We start from the raw sequence: 21030 nt of genomic DNA, 5'->3' as shown, positions 1-21030 counted from the left end.
CCGCGTCGTCCCACGGCGGTATGTGCGAAGCGCCGACGACTAGCTGATGACGGCGATGAGGTCGCCCGCCTGAATGACATCGCCGACCGCGACGCTCACCTTGCTGACTGTGCCGTCGACTTCGGCCAAGACCGGGATCTCCATCTTCATCGACTCCAGCAGCACGACGATGTCGCCCTTGCCGATCTGGTCGCCCTCGCTGACCACGACTTCGAGCACGCTGGCCACGATCTCGGCACGAACATCCTCGGCCATCTTCACCCCACTCGTTTCGGCCATTGCGCATGCTGGCTGCTGGTCCGGGCTTCTCAAGCTCATGTATATCGAACCACAACATCATCAGGCACCGCGGCGCGCGCCCTGGCGCCGGTGGGGTGAATCACCGCCGCCGCCGCCATGAGATACTGGTTGGCAATCTGACGGGTGCCGAGCGCCCGAATCATGAACGAACGACGGAGGTTCTCCCCATGGCCAAGCGTGGCCGCAAGAAGCGTGACCGCAAGTACAGCAAGGCCAACCACGGCAAGCGGCCCAACGCCTAACACCTGGTAGTCGCGCTCGCGCGTGCTGCTATCGCACGTCCCGGATGATCGTGGTACGGCGGATCTCGAGCCGCAGGCGCTCCCTGAGGCCCTCCGGAGCTTTGTCACCGCTGCACTTGGTTGCGATCAGCGCCTTGAATTGCTCTTCAATCCCGAACAGCTGCAGACATGGCGGGCATTCGTCGAGGTGCTGCTGAAGCTTTTTCCGCGTCTCGGGCGTGCACTCGCCGTCGAGCAGGGTCCATACCTCGGCGATCAATTCGGCGCACTCGGCCTTCGTGCGCGGATCTGCACCTGCCGAGGGGACATCGGGCGAAAACTCGCTCATGACGGCACCTCCTCGTGCGCCTGCTGACCCCGGTTGAAGCCACGCTCCTCGGCCACGTCGGCCAGCAGGGAACGCAGCTGGCGTCTGCCCCGATGCAGCCGAGACATTACCGTCCCGATGGGAGTGTCCATGATTTCGGCGATCTCTTTGTACGGGAAACCCTCAACATCGGCGTAGTAGACGGCCATCCGGAATTCTTCCGGGAGCGCCTGCAGCGCCGCTTTGATCTCGGTGTCCGGCAGCGCCTCCAGGGCCTCGACCTCGGCCGAACGCAGCCCCGTTGAGGAATGCTCGGCGTTGGACGCGAGCTGCCAGTCGGTGATCTCCTCGGTCGGATATTCCGCGGGCTGGCGCTGCTTCTTGCGATAGCTATTGATGTAAGTGTTGGTCAGAATGCGGTACAGCCACGCCTTGAGGTTGGTGCCGGCCCGGAACGACCGAAATCCGGCGTAGGCCTTGACCATGGTTTCCTGAAGCAGGTCCTCGGCGTCCGCGGGGTTGCGCGTCATGCGCAGCGCGCCGCCGTAGAGCTGATCCAGCAGCGGAATCGCGTCGCGCTCGAAGCGCGCCGTCAGCTCCGCATCGGTCTCTCGAACCGGTGTGGGCTCGGCATTGTCTGAACCGCTGACTGCGTCCGGGCCATCGTCAGAGTCGGCCATCTCGTTCAACACGGTCCCTTCTGTTGCGGCGTCGCCGGGTAGCACCACTAGCGACACCGGACTCGCAAAGAACCGAGCCAACTGCTCCTGGCCTAGTGAATTGTCTAACAGGCACGTCGCCGTTGACACCAGATCCCCCTCCCAATCTAAAGGTTGCGACCGACAAAGTTTGCCCGGGTCGCCCGCACGCGTTTCAGAGACCTACAGAGTCAACAGCGCCAGCCGACGTGCTATTTCCTCTCCCGAGGCGACCGGCGCGGTCCCGCAATCCAGCCGGCTCGTGCGTGGCGTTAATGTGACGCCATGTCCCACGCCACGTCTCTGCAAGGCAAGACCATGTTCATCTCCGGCGCCAGCCGCGGTATCGGCCTGGCAATCGCGAAGCGCGCCGCACAGGACGGCGCCAACATCGCGCTGATCGCCAAGACCGCCGAGCCGCACCCGAAATTGCCGGGAACGGTGTACACCGCCGCCAAGGAACTCGAGGAGGCCGGCGGCCAGGCCCTGCCGATCGTTGGGGACGTCCGCGACCCGGAGTCCGTCGAATCCGCGGTGGCCAAGACCGTCGAGCAGTTCGGCGGCATCGACATCTGCGTGAACAATGCCTCGGCAATCAACCTGGGCTCCATCGCCGAGGTGCCGATGAAGCGATTCGACCTGATGAACGGCATCCAGGTGCGCGGCACGTACGCGGTGTCGCAGGCCTGCCTCCCGCATATGAAGGGCCGGGAGAATCCCCACATCCTGACGCTGTCCCCGCCCGTGCTGCTGGAAAGCAAATGGCTGAAGCCGACGGCGTACATGATGGCCAAGTTCGGCATGACGCTGTGCGCGCTGGGGATCGCCGAGGAGATGCGCGACGAGGGCATCGCGTCCAACACGTTGTGGCCGCGCACGCTGGTGGCCACCGCCGCGGTACAGAACCTGCTCGGCGGCGACGAGGCGATGGGGCGGGCGCGCAAACCCGAGATCTACTCCGACGCGGCCTACGTCATCCTCAACAAGCCATCGAAGGAGTACACGGGCCACTCGCTGCTGTGCGAAGACGTACTGCTCGAGTCGGGTGTGACCGACTTGTCCGTGTACGACTGCATCCCGGGTTCCAAGCTCGGCGAAGACTTCTGGGTGGAAGGCGTCAACCCGCCGGGATACACGGGCCCTTAATGTGGCCGCGACGCCGGCACTGGCGGCGCTGACCAGCGCCGGTGTGCCGCACGAGGTGGTGAAATACGGCCACGACCCGCGGGAACACTCGTACGGCGCGGAAGCGGTCAACGCGCTGACCAAGGCTTTTTCGGGGGTCGGCGCTATCGCCCCCGAGCAGATCTACAAGACGCTGGTTATCGCGGTGCCCACCGGGCTGGCCGTCGCGATCGTGCAGGCGACCGCCCGGCTCTCACTGAAGGCCGCCGCCGCGGCGCTGGGGGTGGCCAAGGTCGCCATGGCCGAACCCGCGATCGCCGAGCGGTCCACCGGGTACGTGCTCGGCGCGGTGTCGCCATTCGGTCAGCGCAAGGCGCTGCCGACGGTCCTCGATTCCAGTGCGCTCGCCTGGGAACGGATGTTTTGCAGCGCCGGTCGCCGCGGCTGGGATGTCGCGGTCGCCCCGCAGGACCTGATCCGCGTGACCGGTGCGGTCACCGCCGACATTCAGGTGTTGCGGTCAGCCTTTGGTGAGGGTGAATTGCGCGACGTCGGTGTAGCCCTCGCGGAATAGGTCGGCGCAACCGGTCAGGTACTTCATGTACCGGTCGTAGACCTCTTGCGACTGAATCGCGATGGCCTCGTCGCGACGCGCCTCGAGTGCGGCAGACCAATTGTCGAGGGTGCGGGCGTAGTGCAGACGCAGCGGCTGGTAGAGCTCGAGGCTGAAGCCGGCGCGCCTGGCGTGCTCTTCGACGGACTTGGCGTTGGGCAGGTCTCCGCCCGGGAAGATCTCGTCCATGATGAATTTCATAAACCGAATTTTCGTCATGGTGATGGGCAGACCACGCTCGGCGAATTCCTCATCGCTGGGCTTGATGATGGTGTGCAGCATCATCACCCCGTCATCCGGCAGCGCCTCGTACGCGGTTTTGAAGAAGTCGTCGTAGCGGTCGCGTCCGAAGTGCTCGAAGGCCCCGATTGACACGATGCGGTCGACCTTCTCGTCGAACTGCTCCCAGCCTTGCAGCAGCACGCGCCTGCTTCGCGCAGACGTTTGGCTGTCCAGACGCTGCTGGACGTGTGCCTGCTGATTGCGGCTCAGCGTCAAGCCGACGACGTTGACGTCGTAACGCTCGAGCGCACGGACGATCGTGGTGCCCCAGCCACAGCCGATGTCGAGCAACGTCATGCCGGGTTGCAGGCCGAGCTTGCCCAGCGAGAGGTCGACCTTGGCGAACTGGGCCTCCTCGAGCGACATGTCCTCGCGCTCGAAATAGGCGCAGCTATAGGTACGCGTCGGATCCAGGAAAAGCGCGAAGAACTCGTCGGACAGGTCATAGTGGGCCTGCACGTCCTCGAAATGCGGCTGCAAGCCGGAATTGGCGGTTTCATCTGAGGACAAGGCACAACCTTTTGGATAGTGGGCTAAGCGAGCTTTGCGGGGTGGGGTCGAAGTTGATCGGCCCTTCCGCCCTCCGACTCTATACAGCCCGTTCGACGGCAGCGTCCAGCGACTTCCGACAAACGCACTAAGACCCGTCAAGGAGCGCCCGACGATCAGCGGGTTCATCTCCCGGGTTCAGAAATCCGACGTATCGATAGCGTTGTGATTCATGGCCTTTCACCCGGATCATGCAAAAACGTATCGATGTCGGGAGCGAGTTCGACGGCATTGTGCACCAGGTCGATATGCCCACCGGAATGCAGACGTAGCCGCGAATGCGGAAGCAATGCATGCAGAATGTGAGCGTTGATCACCGGGATGATCGGGTCGTCGGTGCCCGCCACGATCAAGGTCTCCTGTCGCACCGCCGGCAGCGCGAACAGGCTGGTCCACACCGAACCCGCGAGCAGTTGGTGCAGGTAGCCGAGCCTGGAACCCGCGTGCAGCTGGCGCACGAACAGTTGCGCCACGTCGTCACCATTCGCGCGGACGGTACCTCCGTATAACTCGCCGGCGATGGACGCGGCGTAGCCCGGATCCGAGAACCTGCGCGGGGTAGCCATTTTCGCCAGCACCCGCGGGTGGGCGGGCACCATCAGCAGGCCCGTGCCTGTCGCCACCAGCACCAGACGCCGGCAGCGGCGCGGATTCTGGAAGGCGAACTGCTGGGCAAGGGCGCCGCCCCAGGACAGTCCGAGTACGTCCACGACGCCGATTTCCAGCTTGGACAGCACCCGACCGAGAACCCAGGCAAGGTAGGGAAAGCCATAGGGGGCAATCGACGTGGGCGATCCTCCGGTGCCGGGGACGTCGAATCGGACCACCATCAATTCTGGATCCAACTGCTCCACCAACGGATCGAGCACCTCGAGGCTGGCGCCGATGCCGTTGCAGAGCACCAACGGCACGCCGGTCCCGTGCCGGATGTTCACTCTGATCCGTTGACCGCCGGCGGTGATATATCGGTGTTCGCCAATACTGCTCACCGAGGTCAGCCGGCGCGCGGCACTCACTTTTCCATCACATAACTGCCCGGGGCCGGACCGAGGGGCGGAAGACCCTCGCCACCAAGTGCTTTCGGCGCGTCGACCTCCGGGCCACTGCGCTCGGCGAGCCACGCCATGTAGTCCGGCCACCAGGAGTCGGCAGACTTCTGCGCCGACTCCAGCCATTGTTCGGGATCTTCCGGACCTTCCGGGCCCACCGGTCCGGTCCGGTAGGACGCCTTCGGGTTGCCGGGCGGATTCACCAGTGCCGCGATGTGGCCGCTGGTCGACAGCACGTAACGATTGTCCTTGCTGCCGAGCAGCCGCGCGCTGCGATAGGTGGCTTGCCACGGCGAGATATGGTCGGCCACACCGCCGATCACGTACGCGTCCGACGTGATCTTGCCCAGGTCGACCGGGCTGCCCAGCATGCTGACCGCACCCGGGGTGACCAGCGAGTTCTGCAGGCCCATCAGCACCATGTCGCGGTGCAGGGCGGCGGACATCCGGGTGGTGTCGGCGTTCCAATACAACACGTCGAACGGCGCCGGCTTGCGACCTTGCACATAGTTGTTCACCACGTATCGCCACACCAGGTCGGTGGGCCGTAGCCAGGCGAACATCTCGGCCATGTCACGCCCGTCGAGATAGCCCTTCCGGCCCGAAACGCGAATCGCCGCATGCGCGGCGCGCTCGCTCATTGCCGCGGCCGCAAACCCCGCCCTGGTCTCGTCCAGCACCGTGACGGCCAAGTTGAGGCCCGCGATCCGATCACCCTCGCCGATCTCACCGAGGTGGGCCGCGGTCATCGCCGCCAGGATGCCACCCGAACAGGTGGCCAGCAGATGGGCGCTGTCCGTGCCGGCGATCTTCTGCACCGCGTCCATGGCCTCGATGATCGCCGTGCCGTAGGCATCGAATCCCCAATCGCGGTGGCGGGCTTGTGGATTGCGCCATGAGATGACGAAGACCTGTTGGCCCTGCGCCACGAAGTACTCGATCATGCTGCGCCCAGGAGCAATGTCCATGACGTAGTACTTGTTGATCACCGGCGGCACCATCAGCAACGGGATGGCGCGCACCTTGGGCGTTTGCGGGGCGTACTGGATCAGTTCGAACATCGAGGTTTGCAGGACCACCGCGCCCTTGGTGACCGCCAGGGTTTCGCCCACCGCGAACGCGTCGGGCTCAACCATCGCCGGCACCCGAGGTTTCGACACCATATCGCGGACAAAGGCTTTGGCACCCCGCACCGCGCTCAGACCGCCGGTATCGATCAGCGCCTTCCAGCCCAGCGGACTGATCAACGGGTTGTTGGTCGGCGCCAGACCTTCCACCAGGTTGTCCATCACGAACCGCATCTTCTCGTTGTCGCGCCAATTAAGTTCCGCGTCGCCGAGCAGCCCTTCGGCCGCCTCGGCACCCGCCAAATAGGCCTGCATGATGCGGTGCAGCAGCGGATTCTGTTGCCACGCAGGATCGCCGAAGCGTTTATCGGCCCGGGCCGGGACTCGGTGGGACTTTCCCACCGCAATGTCACCGAGTTCGCGGGTGAGCGTGCCGGCCCGGCCGGCGACGGCACCGGGATGCCGGGCCAGCCCGGCGCCGAAACGGGCCCAGGTGGCGTTCGGCATCATTCGGCTGGTGAATGGCTTGGTGGCACTGGTGAGCAGCAGGTCCAGCGGCGCGGCCAACTCGTCGGCCTTGGCCACCGTATTTGCAGAGGTTGCCATGCTTATCGCGTGCTTTCGCTTGTCGGAATGGTGATTTCGCGCTTGAGGAGCTTTCCGGTCGGCCCCTTGGGCAGAGCGTCGACCAGCCAAACCAGCCGCGGATACTTGTATGCGGCGACCCGAGCCTTGACGTACTCGCGCAGCTCATCGGCCGTGGCCGCGGCCCCCTTCTTGAGGGAGACGGCTGCCCCGACTTCCTCGCCGAGGGAGTCATGCGGCATGCCGATGACGGCGGCCTCGGCCACCGCCGGGTGCTCGTAGAGCACCTCCTCGATCTCGCGGGGATAAACGTTGTACCCGCCGCGAATGATCAGGTCCTTGGTCCGGTCGACGATGTAGAAATAACCGTCCTCGTCGATGCGGCCGACGTCGCCGGTGTTCAGCCAGCCATCGGGCGTGATCGTGGCCTCGGTGGCATCGGGGAGATTCCAGTAGCCCTTCATCACGTTGTGGCCGCGGATCTGGATCTCGCCCGTGTCCCCTCGTGGGACCTCGACACCGTCCAGGTCGACCACCCGCATCTCGACGCCCTCGATCGGGGTGCCGATCGAGCCCGCCTTGCGCTCCCGGTGCGGATGGTTGAACGCGGCTGCCGGAGAACTCTCGGAGAGCCCATAGCCCTCGAGAACGGTGCAACCAAAGGCCTTTTCGAAATCGGTGAGAACCTGGACAGGCAACGCCGCACCGCCGGAGACACACGTCCGCAGACTCCGCGTCGCTTCCGGTGCGGCCTCTTCGGCCACACTGAGCAGCGCGGAATACATCGTCGGCACCCCCTCGAACACCGTGACGGCGTCACGCTCGATCACTTCGAGCGCCTTGCGGGGCTCGAACCGAGGGATGAGCGTCAACGTGGCGCCGGCGAGGACTGAGCCGTTGAGCCCGCAGGTCAGGCCGAAGACATGGAACAACGGCAGGCAGCCCATCACCACGTCGTCGGGCCCCGTCTCGACCAGCGTGCGGACACTGACTTCGGCGTTTCGGCCGAGGTTGCCGTGAGTGAGCATGGCGCCCTTGGGCTTACCGGTGGTTCCGGAGGTGTGCAGGATGACCGCGACGTCGTCGTCGTCGCGTTGCACCGGTGTGTCCTGGGCAGCCAGGTCGGCAATCAGTTCCGCCAGCGTCGCGTCGTCGACAACCCAGCACCGCGAGCCCACCTCAGCGGCGCCGGCACTCGCCTCGCCCGCGAACGCCGGGGTGGCGAACAACGCCTTAGCGCCGCTGTTGGATAGGTAGTAGGCCACCTCACGGGCCTTGAGTAGCGGGTTCATCGGAACCGCGACGGCGCCACGGTACATGATGCCGTAGAACGCGATCGCGAACGCCGGAGTGTTAGGCAACATCACTCCCACCCGATCGCCCGGCTCGACCCCGGCTTGCGCCAACAGCGTCGCCACCCGGGCGGCCGCGTCGTCGAGCTCGGCGAAACTGAATTGCAAATCGTCACAGCGCAGTGCGATGCGGCTGGGGTTGCGGTCCTTTGATGCAACGAGATTGGCGCTAAGGGCGGTCATGATGTGCCTCTGGAATCTAGTTGAGGTGCCCGGTTCTGGGCTTGTCCTGAGGATTCCAATCGTCCCCGCGGTGACCTGGACCGACAATGTCGGTGGGCACAACAACCTGGCCGCTTTGGTGTGACGGCCCACAGCTGGGCGCGGACCGTCCGGCGAGGCGCGGCTTGGCGGACATTGGCCGATGAATCGATCGTGATGCGAACCTGCGCCGATGGCGATGTATTCTCCGACAACACATCCCGCCGTGATTTGTCTTCGTCGCCAACGCGCCACCCGCGCGGCGCTGCCGGCCCGCATGGCTGACCGGCTAGTCAGTGATGACCGAATAGAATCCCGGTGGTGGTCGGGGCGGGGCCGGACGCGCCAGGCGAGCACGTGATTGTTCGGTAGGACACCGCATAGCGGCGCTCGTTGTCATTGATTCCATCGACAGCCGGCCAAGCGCCTCCCATGGTCAAAGCATGGGAGGCAGCTCGCCCGGGAAATCTTCATGACCAATGTGAGCATGTATCTGGTCGAGTCGGCAGACATGTACCCCGATGGTTCCGCCCTGCGCTGCGACGAAGTCACGACAAGCTTTTCGGAGCTGGCCGACGGCGCCGCACGGTTCGCCGCCTACCTCGACGACCGAGGACTTCGTCCGGGGGACCGAGTGGGGGTCATGTCGGCCAACCGCCCTGAGTTCGCCATGGTTTTCTGGGGCGTGCTGTACGCCGGAGCGGTTGTGGTGCCGATGGATCCACTACACAGCGCAAGCGACGTCGAGTTCTACTTGACCAGCACCGGGGCACGCCTGCTGGTGTTCGCGCCGTCATCTGGAGCCGCGGCCGTCGCGGGTGCGCTGGCCGCCGGTGTTGTGCCAATCGCTGTCGGCGAGCACACCCTTGAACAGTTGACCGACGGCTTCCTCGGGAAGGCGTGGCCGGTGGCTCGCGCCGGCAACGACAACGCGGTCATCCTGCACACGCCTTGCAGGGCCGGGGCGCCCAAAGGTGCCCAACTCACCCACAGCCACCTTCTGAGCAGCCAAGCCGTCATCGCGAGCAGACTCCTCAACATCGGGCCCGCCGACGTCGTGCTGGGTTGCATCCCTCTGTTTCACGCGTTCGCGATGACATGTGTTCTAGGGGCGGTCATCTCGACCGGCGCGACACTCGTACTGTGTCCCACGTTCGACCCTGGCACAGCGCTGGAATTGGTTGCGGCCGAACGGGTCACTGTCTTGGAGGGTCTACCCTCCATGTTCGGAGCACTACTGGGGGCCAGCGCCGACCGCGACCTGGACTTCGGTTCGTTACGGATCTGCATCTCCGCGGGCGAGGTGATGCCGGTAGAGGTACTGCGCCGGTTCGAGGACACGTTCGATTGCGTGGTCCTCGAAGGCTACGGGCTGCCCGAAACCTCCGGGCCAGCCTGCTTCAATCATCCCGCCGCGGCGCGCAAGCTCGGGTCGATCGGCACGCCAATCGACGGCGTGCAGATGCGGGTGGTTGACGAACACGCCATCGAGGTGCCGATCGGGTCACCCGGCGAGATTCAAATCCGTGGGCACAACGTGATGAAGGGCTACTGGAACTCGCCGGAAGCCACCACGAAGGTCTTCGCTGACGGCTGGTTTTCGACTGGCGACATCGGCCGGGTCGACGAGGACGGCTACTTTTACCTCCTCGGCCGCACGGAAATCTAGACTATAGTTGTGCTACAACGGAATTCAGTTGCGTCTCTACGGCGGCAGCGAATCAATACTCGTGACGCAGCTTGCTCTGCTGTCGCAGCGGCTAATCTCGGCACGACGATTGTGTCTCTGCGAACAATGACCAGGCGCTCACGACCATCGACGCTCATAGTAGGCGGCTTTCAGCCGGCCACAAGGTGAGAACGGTTGGCGAAGAGCCAGCCTCGACAAAGGAGTTTCTGGTGGCAAACACCGATCTGAGCTCGGAGTTCGAGAAGATTTCCGAGCGGGCGAAAGTAGCGACAAACAATCTCCGTGCGGCCGGTCAGCGCACCAGAGATCAGCTTGGAGTCGACGCCGCGAGCGCCCGGAATAGGGCAACCGCGGCCGCTGATCAGTTGAAGGACAACGCATCCGATGCTCGCGACAAGGTGTCGTCACAGTGGCAAGAGATCCGCAGCAAATGGCAGGCACATGTCGCGAAGGTGCGGACAGATCTGAAAGAGAAGAAGGAACAGTTCGACACCGACACGGCGGAGGCGGACGCGAACATCGCCCTGTCTTACGCGCTTGACGCCATCGACTTTGCGCAGGCCGCTGTGGACGAAGCCGAGTCGGCGGCGCTCGATGCGATGTACGCGCGCGCCGGTGCGAATGCGCTCAAAACCGGGCACGCGAGCGGTTCGTGAGCCGAACACGATTCCTACATCAATCGGCGATGCACTTCGAAGGCCAGGCACAGCTCGGCCACATCCCGTGGCCGGGTGAGGGAACGGCCGGTGCGCTGCTCGATGCGGTGCAGTCGGTAGCGGACGGTATTCGGGTGACAGAACAGCGCTTCCCCGGCGGTGCGCACCGAACCGTCGTGCTCCAGCCACGCCCGAAACGTCGCAAACAGAACCTCCCGCTCGTCGTCGGCGAGATCTGCGAAACGTTCCACTACTGGGCTGGCGAGCTCGACCATCACGTCTGGTGCGCTGATGGCCGCGGTGGCCAGGATCGAGCCGTCGAACACTGACACCGGCGAGCCGGGGTCAGGGCGGCCCTGCAGCGTCACCCGGGCCTGACGTAGCGCCCGTGCGGCATCGCGCAGATCACCGAAGCGGGCGCTCACGCCCGCCCGGCCGATGGCCACTCGCGATACCAGCGCCAGCACCGCGGCCAGCTGACGCTCGGTCTTGACGTGCACGATCCCGACGTGCACGTCGGCCAGCGTCACCCAGGCCGACGACACATCGAGGCTGCGCAGCCGCGCTTCGACATCGGGCAGGGCGCCGACCTCCGACCATGCGGCATCAGCAGCGATCACCACAAACGGACCGGTACTCGGCATCCGAAGATAGTCGGCGGCCTCCCACAGGCTGCACCGCTCGAACAGCCTTCCGTGGATCAGCGCGTCGATGAGCACCGAGCGCTGCATTTCGTCGCCGGCGACGCGGCTGCTCTGCTCCTGTCGGTACCCGGCGGCCATCGCACCGGTGAACAGGTCCTGAGCGGTCAGTAACTTGGCGGTCAACGTGCGCAACGCATCGCCATTCAGGTGAGGGCGCGCGGCAGCCTCGTCGGCTATTACTTCCCACGCCCGGCGGAAACCTACCCGGTAGGCTTCCATCACCGACGGCAGCGGCACCCCGTCACGCGCCCGCTCAACCCCCGTCTGGGTGGCCACGGTCACGTCGAAATCGGTATCGCCGGCGACTGCGCCGAAGATCGCTCGCACGTTCGCGGCACAGCTCTGAGCCACCACGTCGAACGGTACTGCGACCGACCCGTAGAGCTGCACCTCGCGAATGATTGTGTGGGCGAGCAGGATTGACACTTCGTCGGTTCGCCGGTCCATCGCCGCCGCGACGTCAGCGACCTGTCGCAGCAGAATATCGCTCTTCATGCAACGGCACATTATGGGCCGACGGGCCCTCGGCGGTTGTTCTCCCAAGACGAAGATTGCCGCCACTGTTGTTGCCGGAGGCTGCGCCTCAGCTGTTTTTCCATTCCGGCTTGCTTGACCCGCGCACCACGAGTACCGGGTCTTGCCAGTAGGGCTTGGTTTCGGAGAACTGCACGGGTGGGGCCAGTCGGACCAGTTCCCCGTAGGGGGTTTGCGCGGTGATGCTGTCCGGTACCAGGATTCGGTGTTGCTCACCGGTCGACGCCGGGGCGTTCTTGTCGAAGGTGCCCAGGGACATGAAGAACATCGCGGCGCGGGCCAGGTTCACGCGCACGTGGTAGCTGCCGCCTTCTTTGGCCCGGCGGATGAGCGCGGCTTGGATGCCGGCCGCACCGAGGTAGCCGGCGATGTAGTCGTTCATGACGTGGGTCGGAGGAAACGCGGGCTGGTCGGGAGTGCCCTCCACGGTGGTGAATCCGGTGACGCACAGGGCTTCCATGTCGAAGCCCGCCCGGTTGGCCCATGGCCCGTCGTAGGTGTAGCACCGCGCCGAGGCGTAGACGATGCCGGGGCGCCGGGCGGCCAGTTCCTCGGGTGACAGCCCGAGGCTCGAAATCTTGCGGGTGCGGTAGCTTTCGACGAATACGTCCGCGCCGGCCGCCAGTTCGTAGGCCTTTTGCCGGGCGTCGGCCTGCTTGAGGTCCAGCCAGGCATTCGAGGTGAAGCCGGCACACGGGTCTTGGATCAGGGCCTCGTGTTCAAACTCTTCGGGGTGGGCGATCTGTAGCACCTCGGCGCCGTGCTCGGCCAGTGTGCGGGACATGACATTGCCGGCGATCACATGGGTTGCCGACAGCACCCGAAGCCCCGACAGCGGACGCGCCGCCGGTGTGAACGGCTCGGGGTCGCTGTCACCGATCTTGACGATTTCCACCAGCGGCTTTTCGGCCAGCTGTTTGCCTTGAGGGTGCGCCGCCCACTCTCCGGGCGTGCGGATGATGGCGAAGACGAGACCAGCCGCGGCGGCTGCCTCGTCGAGTTCCGCACTGTCCCACTTGGACACGGCGGTGGCGATGCTGTCCTTGTCCGGCGAGCACCGCAAAAACGTGCACATGCCGGCAAGCAGCCGCGGGTAGGCCCCCGTCGGCAGGAAGAATCGGCCGTCCTTGGTCCGGTACAGGTCGAACCCCATCGGGTTGCCGATGAAATACGGGAGCTGATAGGGGTAGCCGTTGATCGTCGGCATGAATTTGTACATGGGGTTGATTCCGTGGATGGCCTTGCGCAGGTCAAGGGTTAGGTCCTGACCGCGTCCACTGCGCTGGCGCCAGATATCGGCGATCCCCGCCGCCCCCGCCATGATCGGGATACCGATGCAGGCCCCGAGTCGGTGCACGCTCGGGAAAATCGGATCCTCGCCGACAAAGGTGATGGTGCCACCGGTGTCTTCGGGGGACAGCTCGAGTTCGTGCATGACGTCACGAAAGCGCGCGTTGACGTCGAAGTCCGCGACCGGCCTTCGGGTGGCCAAAGTATTGTCGCTCATATCGATTCCCTTCGTGGCACGGTTTCCGGACCGTCCTGCCCGGTCATGCCTTCGAGTATTTCTGCGTATCGACCCCGTGTCGTTGGCGCCGAAGACAGCACCGAACCCGCTTTCGTGTGCCGGCGAACAATGGCCTTTCAGGGCATCCAGAGGCCATGCACGAGTACGTCTGCCGCTAGCCGCGTGCAGTTTGGCATGTGCGCCAGCCGCGCCGTATAGACCACGACTGCAAGCGGTTTGGGTCGTCGTCAAATGCCGCGGTCCCGTCGCCGAGTTCGGCGGCGGCCTCCCACGTGGTTTGCAAGAACCGGCGCTGAAGCCCGAACGCCGCTCATAATTCTGCGAGATCCCTTGGGCGTCGCCAAAACAAGAGAGCCACTTGGATCGACTACTCACATCCGCCGGTGAGCAGGCCTATGGTTTCGGTATGAGCGCGACAACACACCCTGTCGGCGACTTGCGCGGCGCCGTACCGGATCCGCATATCGCCGAACTCGGCAAGCTCATGCTGGCCCGCGCCCCGACACTGGGAAAGGCGATGGCGGATCTGCTCTGCCGTGAGATCGACGCCTACCGCGACGGCGCCGTCGTTACGAAAGAGCAAGTGGCCGAAAGTTGCGTGGCGAATCTGACGTTCATCTTCGACTCGCTCGCCGCAGATGCGGATGTCGACGTGTCGCCTGCTGAATACACGGGCACCGCGCGCGCCCTCGCCGGAGTGCCGCTGCCGGCAGTCATGACTGCCTATCGCATCGGATTCCGATTCATGTGGGAGCAGACCATCGCCGCAGCGCGCGCCGCGGAGATACCTACCGATTCGATACTGGAGGCCACCGCACGGGTCTTCCTCGCGCAGGAAACCTTCACCCAGGCGATGAGCAATGCCTACCGTCAGCAACTCACAGCGCAGATCCTCGAGCGAGAAGAAGAGCGATCGGCGTTGGTGGAAGCGCTACTGTCCCATAGGATTACGGACAGCCAAAGCCTTTGGGAGGCAGCAGATCTGCTGCGTCTGCCCACTTCGGGACCCTACGTCGTCGTGGCCGCGGAGCTACCCGCGATCGGAAAACTGGGATTGCCGACGATCGAAAACAGGCTCTCCGTCCGCGACATCCGGTCGGCGTGGCGGCTACTGCCCGACGTCCAGGTCGGCATCGTCCATCTGCGCGGCCACCCGGCGACAGCCCTCGGCAAGCTCATCGATGTGCTCGGGCACGCCGCGACCGCGCGAGTCGGCATCAGTCCGCCGTTTCGCGAGTTGGCCGAAACCAGCGACGCACTGCGATACGCCCGATTGGCGGGCACCGGAAAGCCGTTGGACGACTCACTCGTCGCCGTCTTCGACGACACTCCCCTCGCCGTCGCAGCGGTGAGCGCCCCGGAAGTCATGGCGAAGATCGGGTCGTCAGTACTGGGGCCGCTGAACGCGCTGCCCAGCGAGGAACGCGCCGTCCTGCTCGATACCTTTCAGGCCTGGGTGGAGGCGGGCGGTTCGGCCAATGACACCGCCAAGAAGGTCTTTTGCCACCCCAATACCGTGCGACACCGGCTGCACCGCATTGAGGAGTTGACCGGCCGATCACTGTCCCGGCCCAAAGACATCGCCGAGCTGTGTCTGGCTTTCGAGGTCGAGCGGCGACTGCCCTAGTCGACCACCCGGAACATTCCGGTCAGGCAGCCTTCGCCCGGCTACGCACCTGCAGCGCACTGATCACGTCGACGATGCCGATGGCGATCAGCCAGCAGCCGACGACCAGGGTCAGGATCGCGATCGAGTCGAGCGGCGAGACGATGAGCACGGCGCCACCGATCACGATGATGAACCCGGACAGCACCTGCCAGCCGCGGCCGGGCAGGTGGTCGAAGGACAACGCCGCGGCGAGCAGGGTAAACCCGCGGAACAGCCAGCTGATGCCGATCCAGATGGCCAACAGCGTGACTGCCTCGAATTTGTCGCGGAAGCAGAAGAACCCGAGGATCACCGACACGACGCCGGTGATGAACGTCAACACTCTCATCGCGGCGCCGGCGTGCGTGCCGAAAGCGGCGAACACGTACCCGATCCCGGAAACCACCAGGTAGATGCCGAAAAGGACACCCGCCACGAATAGCGTCTTGCCTGGCCAGGCCAGCACAATGACACCCAGCGCAACCGCCAGAATGCCGGTGAGGAGAAGCACTTGCCATGCACTGCGGGCAAGCTGCTGAAGGGGACCTTCGAAAACAGTGTCGTCGCGAATAGCCATCTCAATATCATTAGCCACAATTGATGAAATTAAAATGTCCGCGGCGACACAATTGCGCATCGCGCACAGGTATAGCGAACAATGTGCGGCCAATGTCGCTGAGGTAGGGTGCACGGTCGCGCGGCAACGCCGCCCCTGCGCGAACCAATTTGTCGCCCGAAGACAAGCCCGCGTCGCAAGTTGGTCGGCGCAGGACATGACCGCACCGCGGTGGCGTCGGTACCTTTTGCGATGAACCCGATGATTCGGCACTGACAGCTCGAATCATTCAGTCCCACAATATATTCCGACTCCCCGCGTTGCGAGAAATCTAGGTGAAACCATGTTGCTGCCCATCCTCATCCTGCTGATCGTCCTGTCACCTGTGCTCCTGCCGGCGGTCATCACCGTCGTACATATGCTCACCGAACCCGCGCCGACGTCCACCCGGGACCGAGTCGCGGCCGACTTCCCGCGGCGCACGGCATCGCCGCGTCGCACCGCCCCCGCCGCGGCGTGAAATGTCGCTGGGCACAACCCCGTTATTCGGGTTGCAGAACGACGGGCCCATACCAATGGCAGACCAGCAACGCGAGTTCGACGTCGAGCCGGTCGTTGCCGATCTCACGACCGCGCCGGGCGACGGCCCGGCCCACCCGATACTTCACCGTGTTGAAGTGCAGATTGAGCTGCTCGGCAGCGGTCTTGTAACTACAGCCGCAGCCCAAATACACGCGCAATGTGTCCCGCAGCCGGGCGTCGTTCTCCCCGTCGCCCGCAAGGCCGCCAAGCACCTTGATCACCCAGACCCGGGTATCGGCAATGTCGGCGCTCAGCAGCGCCGCGATCGACACCCCGGGATCGGTCGCCGCGATCACCGTCGGCTCCCGCTTCGCGACCATCGCGACGCGGTAGGCACTTTCGGCCTCCCGGTGTGACTGACGAAAGCCCTCGACGCCGGCTGCCATCGCCCCGATTGCCACACTGGGAGACTCCGACCGCGCCTCGATGAACTGGCGGACCTTCGCCGGGGCATCGGCCGCTTCGCCGTTTGAAGCACGGTACGGCAGCCAACCCCATCCGCAGGTCCGATCGGCAGCGACGAAGAGCGAGCCGGCGGCCGCACCGGCCGCTTCGCCCAGTTCGCGCAGCAGTCGTTGCAGCCCGGCGAGTTCCTGACTTTCGGCGCTGGTCTCGGGATACCACATGACGAGCGCCAAGTGGTGCCAGCGCAGTGGATAGCGGATCGACGTGGAGACCGCATCCACGTCGATGGACTTGGATGCGGCCAGGACTTCGCGCACCCGCAAGGCGCGGACGCTGTTTTGGTTTTCCAGCCACCGTTCGCGTTCGTCTTCGTAAGCGGCGACCACCTGTTGCGAAACCCAGTCGATGTACTCGAACAGCGTCGCGGTGATCGCCTCGATCACCTGGTACCTCATCTGTTCTGAGATATCGAGTGCGCGCACTTCGTTGAAAACCAGCTCGTTCATCAGCCGCTGACCAAGCCGATAGGCGCGGACGAGCGCGTTGACGGGTACCCCGTGTTGCGCCAACCGCCGGGCGTATTCCAGTGCCGCGGTGGGCGCTTCGACCCGCTCGACGGCGATGTCGTAGCGCAACGCGCGCAGAACAGTATCCACGTTTCCCTCGACGCTGGGTCCCAGCAGTTCGGTGATTCGTTCCTCACCACGCAGCTCCGGGATCTGATCCTCGAGGGACCGGCGCATCACCGCCGACAGCCCTGCCAGCCGATTGTGCAATCGTTCGGCGGTCGCGGCGACGTGGCGGCTGACCTCAACGTCGCTGTCGAACTGCGCTTTCACCACCCTCCTGACGTTAGACCTCGGGTTGTCTTCCGGCGACAATTCCCGTTCGCAGATTCGTCGGCCGGCGACTGTTTCGCGCCCGTCCGATTTTTCTACGTTGTGGCCACAGCGAAAACCCACCAGCAAAGGAGCTACTCCAATGGGTTTCATCAAGCCGTATCTCCCCGATGTCGATCCGGATAACTTCTTGAAGCAGCCATTGATGGAACGAATGCGGATCCTCGCCACCGATTGGGCCGAAAACGGCTTCGGCTCACCGAAGATGATCCACACCATCTACATCGTGAAGCTGGTCGTGTTCTTCGCGCTCGGCGGCATCACGGTTGCGACGGCGACGTCGGGGCTGCCCGCCTTCTGGCACGTGAGCGCTTGGTGGAACCAGCCGATCGTCTACCAGAAGGTGATTCTGTGGACGGTGCTTCTCGAGGCGATTGGTGTGGCCGGCTCGTGGGGCCCGCTCGCCGGCAAGGTCAAGCCGATGACCGGCGGCATCCTGTTCTGGGCCCGGCCGGGAACCATCCGGCTACGCCCGTGGAAGTGGGTACCGTTCACCAACGGCGACCGCCGCACCTGGTTCGACATCGCGCTCTACCTGGCACTGCTGGTGAGCCTTGCCATCCCGCTGCTGACACCTGGCGTGCACAGCGATTCACTCTCAAAAGCGGTGCCGGACAACATATCCGGTCTGGTAAACCCGGCCCTGCTGGTCGCGCCGATCGCGCTGCTGGTGCTGATCGGCCTGCGGGACAAGACCATCTTCCTGGCCGCCCGCGGCGAGCAGTACCTGCCGGTCATGGTCATCTTCACGGTGCTGCCGTTTGTCAACATGATCATCGCGCTGAAGATGGTGATCGTGGTGGTATGGATCGGCGCCGGCTTCTCCAAATTCGGTAAGCACTTCTCCAATGTCATTCCGCCGATGGTGAGCAATACGATATTCGCGCCCACCTGGGTACGGCGAGCCCACTACCGCGAATTCCCACGCGACATGCGGCCGTCGCGGCTGGCGGACTTCATGGCACACGTCAACGGCACCACCGTCGAAATCCTGGCCCCGCTGGTCCTGTTCTTCTCCACCAACAAGTGGGTGACGCTGGCTGCGGTGCTCTTGATGGTGGGCTTTCACTTGTTCATCGTCTCGACGTTCCCACTCGCGGTACCGCTGGAATGGAACGTGGTTTTCGCCTACACGACGATCTTCCTGTTCCTGGGCTTCCCGAACTGGAACCGATACGCTCCGTGGAACATGACCCCGCCCTGGCTGGCCCTCGTCGTCGCCGCCGCGCTGCTGTTCTACCCGGTGCTGGGCAACCTGCGGCCGGACAAGGTGTCCTTCCTGCCGTCGATGCGGCAGTACGCGGGCAACTGGGCCTCGGCACTGTGGGCGTTCGCGCCCGGTGCCGAACGAAAGTTGAACAACGTCACCCGCTCGGCGTCCAACCAGCTCGACCAGTTCGTCGCGGCCGGGTACGAGCCGCGGTGGGCGGAGATCACCTTGCAGAAGACGACGGCGTGGCGAAGCATGCACAGCCAGGGCCGCGGCCTGTACTCGCTGCTGCTGACCCACCTGCCCGACATCGACGGCCGCGCGGTGCGGGAGGGCGAGTTCGTCTGCAACTCGCTGATCGGCTTCAACTTCGGCGACGGCCACCTGCACAACGCGGACATGATCCGGGCCGTGCAGCGCGAAGCCGCGTTCGAGCCGGGCGAGTGCGTGATCGCCTGGGTGGAGTCGGAGGCCTTCGGCAGCGGTGTGCAGCACTATCAGCTGATCGACGCCGCACTCGGGGTGGTCGAGCGCGGCACCTGGAAGGTGGCCGACGCGGTCGCCGACCAGCCCTGGCTGCCCAACGGCCCCATCCCGACTAACGTGGAATGGTCCCTGAGCGGCAGCAAACCGGCCGTCCGGGACGGCCAAGAACACGGTCACGGAGCGCTGGCATGAGTCGCGCCGGCGACGGTTCAGTGGGGGTACCTCCCGCTTGCGGGGGACGAAGCGATGCGGAGGAGCGGCGCCCATGAGCACGGCACTGGTGGTGGGCGGTGGGCCCAACGGGCTCGCCGCCGCGATCGCCCTGGCCGCCAAGGGCGTGCAGGTCACCGTGCTCGAGGCCGCCGACGAGGTCGGCGGTGGCGCCCGCAGCAGCGAAGCCATCATTCCCGGCCTGCTGCACGACCACTGCTCGGCGATCCACCCGATGGCCGTCGGCTCCCAGTTCCTCAGCGAGGTGAACCTGCAGCGGTACGGGTTGTCCTGGCGTTGGCCGGAGATCGATTGTGTGCACCCCTTAGACGGTGGCAGCGCCGGGGTCCTGCACCGCTCGGTGGAAGAGACCGCGGCCGGACTGGGTGCCGACGGAAAGCGGTGGCGCCTGGCGTTCGGCTATCCCGCCGCCCATTTCGACGCGCTGTCCGACGACATCATGCGGCCGCTGCTGCGGCTCCCCCGGCATCCGCTGATGCTGGCGCGATTCGGGGCACCCACGGTGTTTCCCGCGTCCACATTCGCCCGGGTGTTCCGTACTCCGGAAGGCCGGGCGTTGTTCGGAGGTGTTGCGGCCCACGCATTCCGGCCGCTGCACTACCCGATGACCTCGGCCATCGGGATGGGCATCATCGCGGCCGGCCACCGGCACGGCTGGGCGGTGGCGGCGGGCGGATCGCAGTCGATCACCAACGCGATGGTCACGCTGTTGGGCGACTTGGGCGGCAAGATCGAAACCGGCGTCCGGGTGCAGAACACGTCGCAGCTGCCGCCCGCCGACGTCACGATGTTCGATCTGGCGCCGAGCGCGGTCGCCGGAATCCTGGGAGACCGTCTGCCCCGCCGAATTTCGGCCGCCTTCACCAGGTTTCGCCGTGGCCCCGGTGCGTTCAAAGTCGACTTCGCCGTCGAGGGCGGCGTGCCCTGGACGAACCCGGAGGCCCATCGGGCCGGTACCGTGCATCTGGCCGGCACGTACGCCGAGTTGGCCGCGACCGAGCGGGACATTCACGCCGGACGGATGCCCGAGCGGCCTTTCGTGCTGATCGGCCAGCAGTATCTGGCCGATCCGCAACGCTCGGTGGGCAATACCCACCCGGTGTGGAGCTACGCGCACGTCCCCAACGGCTACACCGGCGATGCGACGCAGGCGATCATCGCCCAGATCGAGCGGTTCGCGCCCGGTTTCACCGAGCGCATCGTCGGCCACGCCGTTCGCTCGACGACGCAGATGGCCACCTACAACGCCAACTACGCCGGCGGCGACATCATGACCGGCGCCAAGGACATTCGTCAGCTGACATTCGGACCGCGAATCACGCTGTCGCCCTATATGATTGGCGTGCCAGGCATGTATATCTGCTCGGCCGCCACGCCGCCCGGGCCCGGCGCGCATGGCATGTGTGGGGCTAACGCCGCTCGCCTCGCACTCGACTATCTGGCCCGCGGCTAGTCTCACGCCGCGACCTGGGGCCACCGCGAGCTTGCGGGGGAACGCCACGGCGAAAAACCCGGCCATGTCTCGCCCTGG

The 21030-nt window shown here is 64.9% G+C and carries 20 protein-coding genes; 9 read left to right on the top strand and 11 right to left on the bottom strand.

What is annotated here, in order from left to right:
* Positions 1-39 precede the first annotated feature (39 nt).
* Entirely contained in the window at positions 40-255 is a 216-nt protein-coding gene (locus tag OK015_RS08375) for a biotin/lipoyl-binding carrier protein (protein ID WP_268132538.1), read from the bottom strand.
* A 212-nt stretch (positions 256-467) separates the two neighbouring features.
* Here OK015_RS08375 and OK015_RS29235 point away from each other — a divergent pair, with 212 nt between their 5' ends.
* Entirely contained in the window at positions 468-542 is a 75-nt protein-coding gene (locus OK015_RS29235) for a 50S ribosomal protein bL37 (protein ID WP_089025046.1), read from the top strand.
* Between the two features lie 28 nt (positions 543-570).
* Here the strand turns inward: OK015_RS29235 and rsrA are convergent, their stop codons facing one another.
* Both rsrA and OK015_RS08365 read right to left on the bottom strand, forming a co-directional pair.
* The gene (gene rsrA / locus OK015_RS08370; RefSeq protein ID WP_268130651.1) at positions 571-870 is read right to left on the bottom strand and encodes a mycothiol system anti-sigma-R factor; all 300 of its coding nucleotides are present in this window, start codon (positions 868-870) and stop codon (positions 571-573) included.
* On the bottom strand, positions 867-1529 hold the full coding sequence (locus tag OK015_RS08365; RefSeq protein WP_268130650.1) for a sigma-70 family RNA polymerase sigma factor: 663 nt from the start codon (positions 1527-1529) through the stop codon (positions 867-869). Before OK015_RS08365 ends, rsrA begins: the two co-directional genes overlap by 4 nt.
* Positions 1530-1832: 303 nt before the next feature.
* Here OK015_RS08365 and OK015_RS08360 point away from each other — a divergent pair, with 303 nt between their 5' ends.
* Positions 1833-2693: an SDR family oxidoreductase gene (locus tag OK015_RS08360; protein WP_268130648.1), complete on the top strand. Its 861-nt coding sequence runs from the start codon at positions 1833-1835 to the stop codon at positions 2691-2693.
* Between the two features lies 1 nt (position 2694).
* Positions 2695-3246: a YbaK/EbsC family protein gene (locus OK015_RS08355; RefSeq protein WP_268130646.1), complete on the top strand. Its 552-nt coding sequence runs from the start codon at positions 2695-2697 to the stop codon at positions 3244-3246.
* Here the strand turns inward: OK015_RS08355 and OK015_RS08350 are convergent.
* The 4 genes from OK015_RS08350 to OK015_RS08335 form a co-directional block, all read right to left on the bottom strand.
* On the bottom strand, positions 3193-4077 hold the full coding sequence (locus OK015_RS08350) for a cyclopropane mycolic acid synthase family methyltransferase (RefSeq protein ID WP_268130644.1): 885 nt from the start codon (positions 4075-4077) through the stop codon (positions 3193-3195). The two genes, OK015_RS08355 and OK015_RS08350, sit on opposite strands and share 54 nt — an antisense overlap.
* A gap of 209 nt (positions 4078-4286) precedes the next feature.
* Entirely contained in the window at positions 4287-5114 is an 828-nt protein-coding gene (phaZ, locus tag OK015_RS08345; RefSeq protein ID WP_442791278.1) for a poly(3-hydroxyalkanoate) depolymerase, read from the bottom strand.
* A gap of 14 nt (positions 5115-5128) precedes the next feature.
* Positions 5129-6838: a PHA/PHB synthase family protein gene (locus OK015_RS08340; RefSeq protein WP_268130643.1), complete on the bottom strand. Its 1710-nt coding sequence runs from the start codon at positions 6836-6838 to the stop codon at positions 5129-5131.
* 2 nt (positions 6839-6840) lie between these two features.
* Positions 6841-8352: a long-chain-fatty-acid--CoA ligase gene (locus OK015_RS08335; RefSeq protein ID WP_268130641.1), complete on the bottom strand. Its 1512-nt coding sequence runs from the start codon at positions 8350-8352 to the stop codon at positions 6841-6843.
* 490 nt (positions 8353-8842) lie between these two features.
* Here OK015_RS08335 and OK015_RS08330 point away from each other — a divergent pair, with 490 nt between their 5' ends.
* Both OK015_RS08330 and OK015_RS08325 read left to right on the top strand, forming a co-directional pair.
* Positions 8843-10039: an AMP-binding protein gene (locus OK015_RS08330; protein ID WP_268130638.1), complete on the top strand. Its 1197-nt coding sequence runs from the start codon at positions 8843-8845 to the stop codon at positions 10037-10039.
* Positions 10040-10269: 230 nt separating this feature from the next.
* Positions 10270-10716: a hypothetical protein gene (locus OK015_RS08325; protein WP_268130636.1), complete on the top strand. Its 447-nt coding sequence runs from the start codon at positions 10270-10272 to the stop codon at positions 10714-10716.
* A 14-nt stretch (positions 10717-10730) separates the two neighbouring features.
* On the opposite strand, the gene OK015_RS08320 is transcribed toward OK015_RS08325, so the two are convergent.
* Positions 10731-11915, bottom strand: a complete 1185-nt coding sequence (locus tag OK015_RS08320) for a PucR family transcriptional regulator (RefSeq protein WP_268130634.1) — start codon at positions 11913-11915, stop codon at positions 10731-10733.
* 88 nt (positions 11916-12003) lie between these two features.
* Positions 12004-13461, bottom strand: a complete 1458-nt coding sequence (locus OK015_RS08315; RefSeq protein WP_268130633.1) for a CoA transferase — start codon at positions 13459-13461, stop codon at positions 12004-12006.
* A 427-nt stretch (positions 13462-13888) separates the two neighbouring features.
* Here OK015_RS08315 and OK015_RS08310 point away from each other — a divergent pair, with 427 nt between their 5' ends.
* Positions 13889-15109, top strand: a complete 1221-nt coding sequence (locus tag OK015_RS08310) for a PucR family transcriptional regulator (protein WP_268130632.1) — start codon at positions 13889-13891, stop codon at positions 15107-15109.
* A gap of 22 nt (positions 15110-15131) precedes the next feature.
* Here the strand turns inward: OK015_RS08310 and OK015_RS08305 are convergent, their stop codons facing one another.
* The gene (locus OK015_RS08305) at positions 15132-15707 is read right to left on the bottom strand and encodes an HdeD family acid-resistance protein (protein ID WP_268130630.1); all 576 of its coding nucleotides are present in this window, start codon (positions 15705-15707) and stop codon (positions 15132-15134) included.
* A gap of 322 nt (positions 15708-16029) precedes the next feature.
* On the opposite strand from OK015_RS08305, the gene OK015_RS08300 reads away from it, so the two are divergent.
* Positions 16030-16206, top strand: coding sequence for a hypothetical protein (locus tag OK015_RS08300; RefSeq protein WP_268130629.1), 177 nt, complete (start codon positions 16030-16032; stop codon positions 16204-16206).
* A gap of 22 nt (positions 16207-16228) precedes the next feature.
* On the opposite strand, the gene OK015_RS08295 is transcribed toward OK015_RS08300, so the two are convergent.
* Positions 16229-17515, bottom strand: coding sequence for a PucR family transcriptional regulator (locus OK015_RS08295; protein WP_268130627.1), 1287 nt, complete (start codon positions 17513-17515; stop codon positions 16229-16231).
* A gap of 139 nt (positions 17516-17654) precedes the next feature.
* On the opposite strand from OK015_RS08295, the gene OK015_RS08290 reads away from it, so the two are divergent.
* Together OK015_RS08290 and OK015_RS08285 are read left to right on the top strand one after the other, a co-directional pair.
* Positions 17655-19460: a DUF3556 domain-containing protein gene (locus tag OK015_RS08290; protein WP_268130626.1), complete on the top strand. Its 1806-nt coding sequence runs from the start codon at positions 17655-17657 to the stop codon at positions 19458-19460.
* 73 nt (positions 19461-19533) lie between these two features.
* Complete coding sequence (locus OK015_RS08285; RefSeq protein WP_268130624.1) at positions 19534-20952, top strand: phytoene desaturase family protein; 1419 nt, start codon at positions 19534-19536, stop codon at positions 20950-20952.
* The last annotated feature ends 78 nt before the right edge of the window (positions 20953-21030 follow it).

The organism is Mycobacterium sp. Aquia_216, assembly GCF_026723865.1.
Taxonomy (GTDB): domain Bacteria; phylum Actinomycetota; class Actinomycetes; order Mycobacteriales; family Mycobacteriaceae; genus Mycobacterium.
Note: the sequence above shows the minus strand (reverse complement) of the source record. Positions and strands in the feature narration are given on the sequence as shown.

Coding starts and splice junctions, on each gene's coding strand:
- OK015_RS08375 (WP_268132538.1), bottom strand. CDS start 255: ATGGCCGAGGATGTTCGTGCCGAGATCGTGGCCAGCGTGCTCGAAGTC.
- rsrA (WP_268130651.1), bottom strand. CDS start 870: ATGAGCGAGTTTTCGCCCGATGTCCCCTCGGCAGGTGCAGATCCGCGC.
- OK015_RS08365 (WP_268130650.1), bottom strand. CDS start 1,529: ATGGCCGACTCTGACGATGGCCCGGACGCAGTCAGCGGTTCAGACAAT.
- OK015_RS08360 (WP_268130648.1), top strand. CDS start 1,833: ATGTCCCACGCCACGTCTCTGCAAGGCAAGACCATGTTCATCTCCGGC.
- OK015_RS08340 (WP_268130643.1), bottom strand. CDS start 6,838: ATGGCAACCTCTGCAAATACGGTGGCCAAGGCCGACGAGTTGGCCGCG.
- OK015_RS08335 (WP_268130641.1), bottom strand. CDS start 8,352: ATGACCGCCCTTAGCGCCAATCTCGTTGCATCAAAGGACCGCAACCCC.
- OK015_RS08330 (WP_268130638.1), top strand. CDS start 8,843: ATGACCAATGTGAGCATGTATCTGGTCGAGTCGGCAGACATGTACCCC.
- OK015_RS08320 (WP_268130634.1), bottom strand. CDS start 11,915: ATGAAGAGCGATATTCTGCTGCGACAGGTCGCTGACGTCGCGGCGGCG.
- OK015_RS08315 (WP_268130633.1), bottom strand. CDS start 13,461: ATGAGCGACAATACTTTGGCCACCCGAAGGCCGGTCGCGGACTTCGAC.
- OK015_RS08310 (WP_268130632.1), top strand. CDS start 13,889: ATGAGCGCGACAACACACCCTGTCGGCGACTTGCGCGGCGCCGTACCG.
- OK015_RS08305 (WP_268130630.1), bottom strand. CDS start 15,707: ATGGCTATTCGCGACGACACTGTTTTCGAAGGTCCCCTTCAGCAGCTT.
- OK015_RS08300 (WP_268130629.1), top strand. CDS start 16,030: ATGTTGCTGCCCATCCTCATCCTGCTGATCGTCCTGTCACCTGTGCTC.
- OK015_RS08290 (WP_268130626.1), top strand. CDS start 17,655: ATGGGTTTCATCAAGCCGTATCTCCCCGATGTCGATCCGGATAACTTC.
- OK015_RS08285 (WP_268130624.1), top strand. CDS start 19,534: ATGAGCACGGCACTGGTGGTGGGCGGTGGGCCCAACGGGCTCGCCGCC.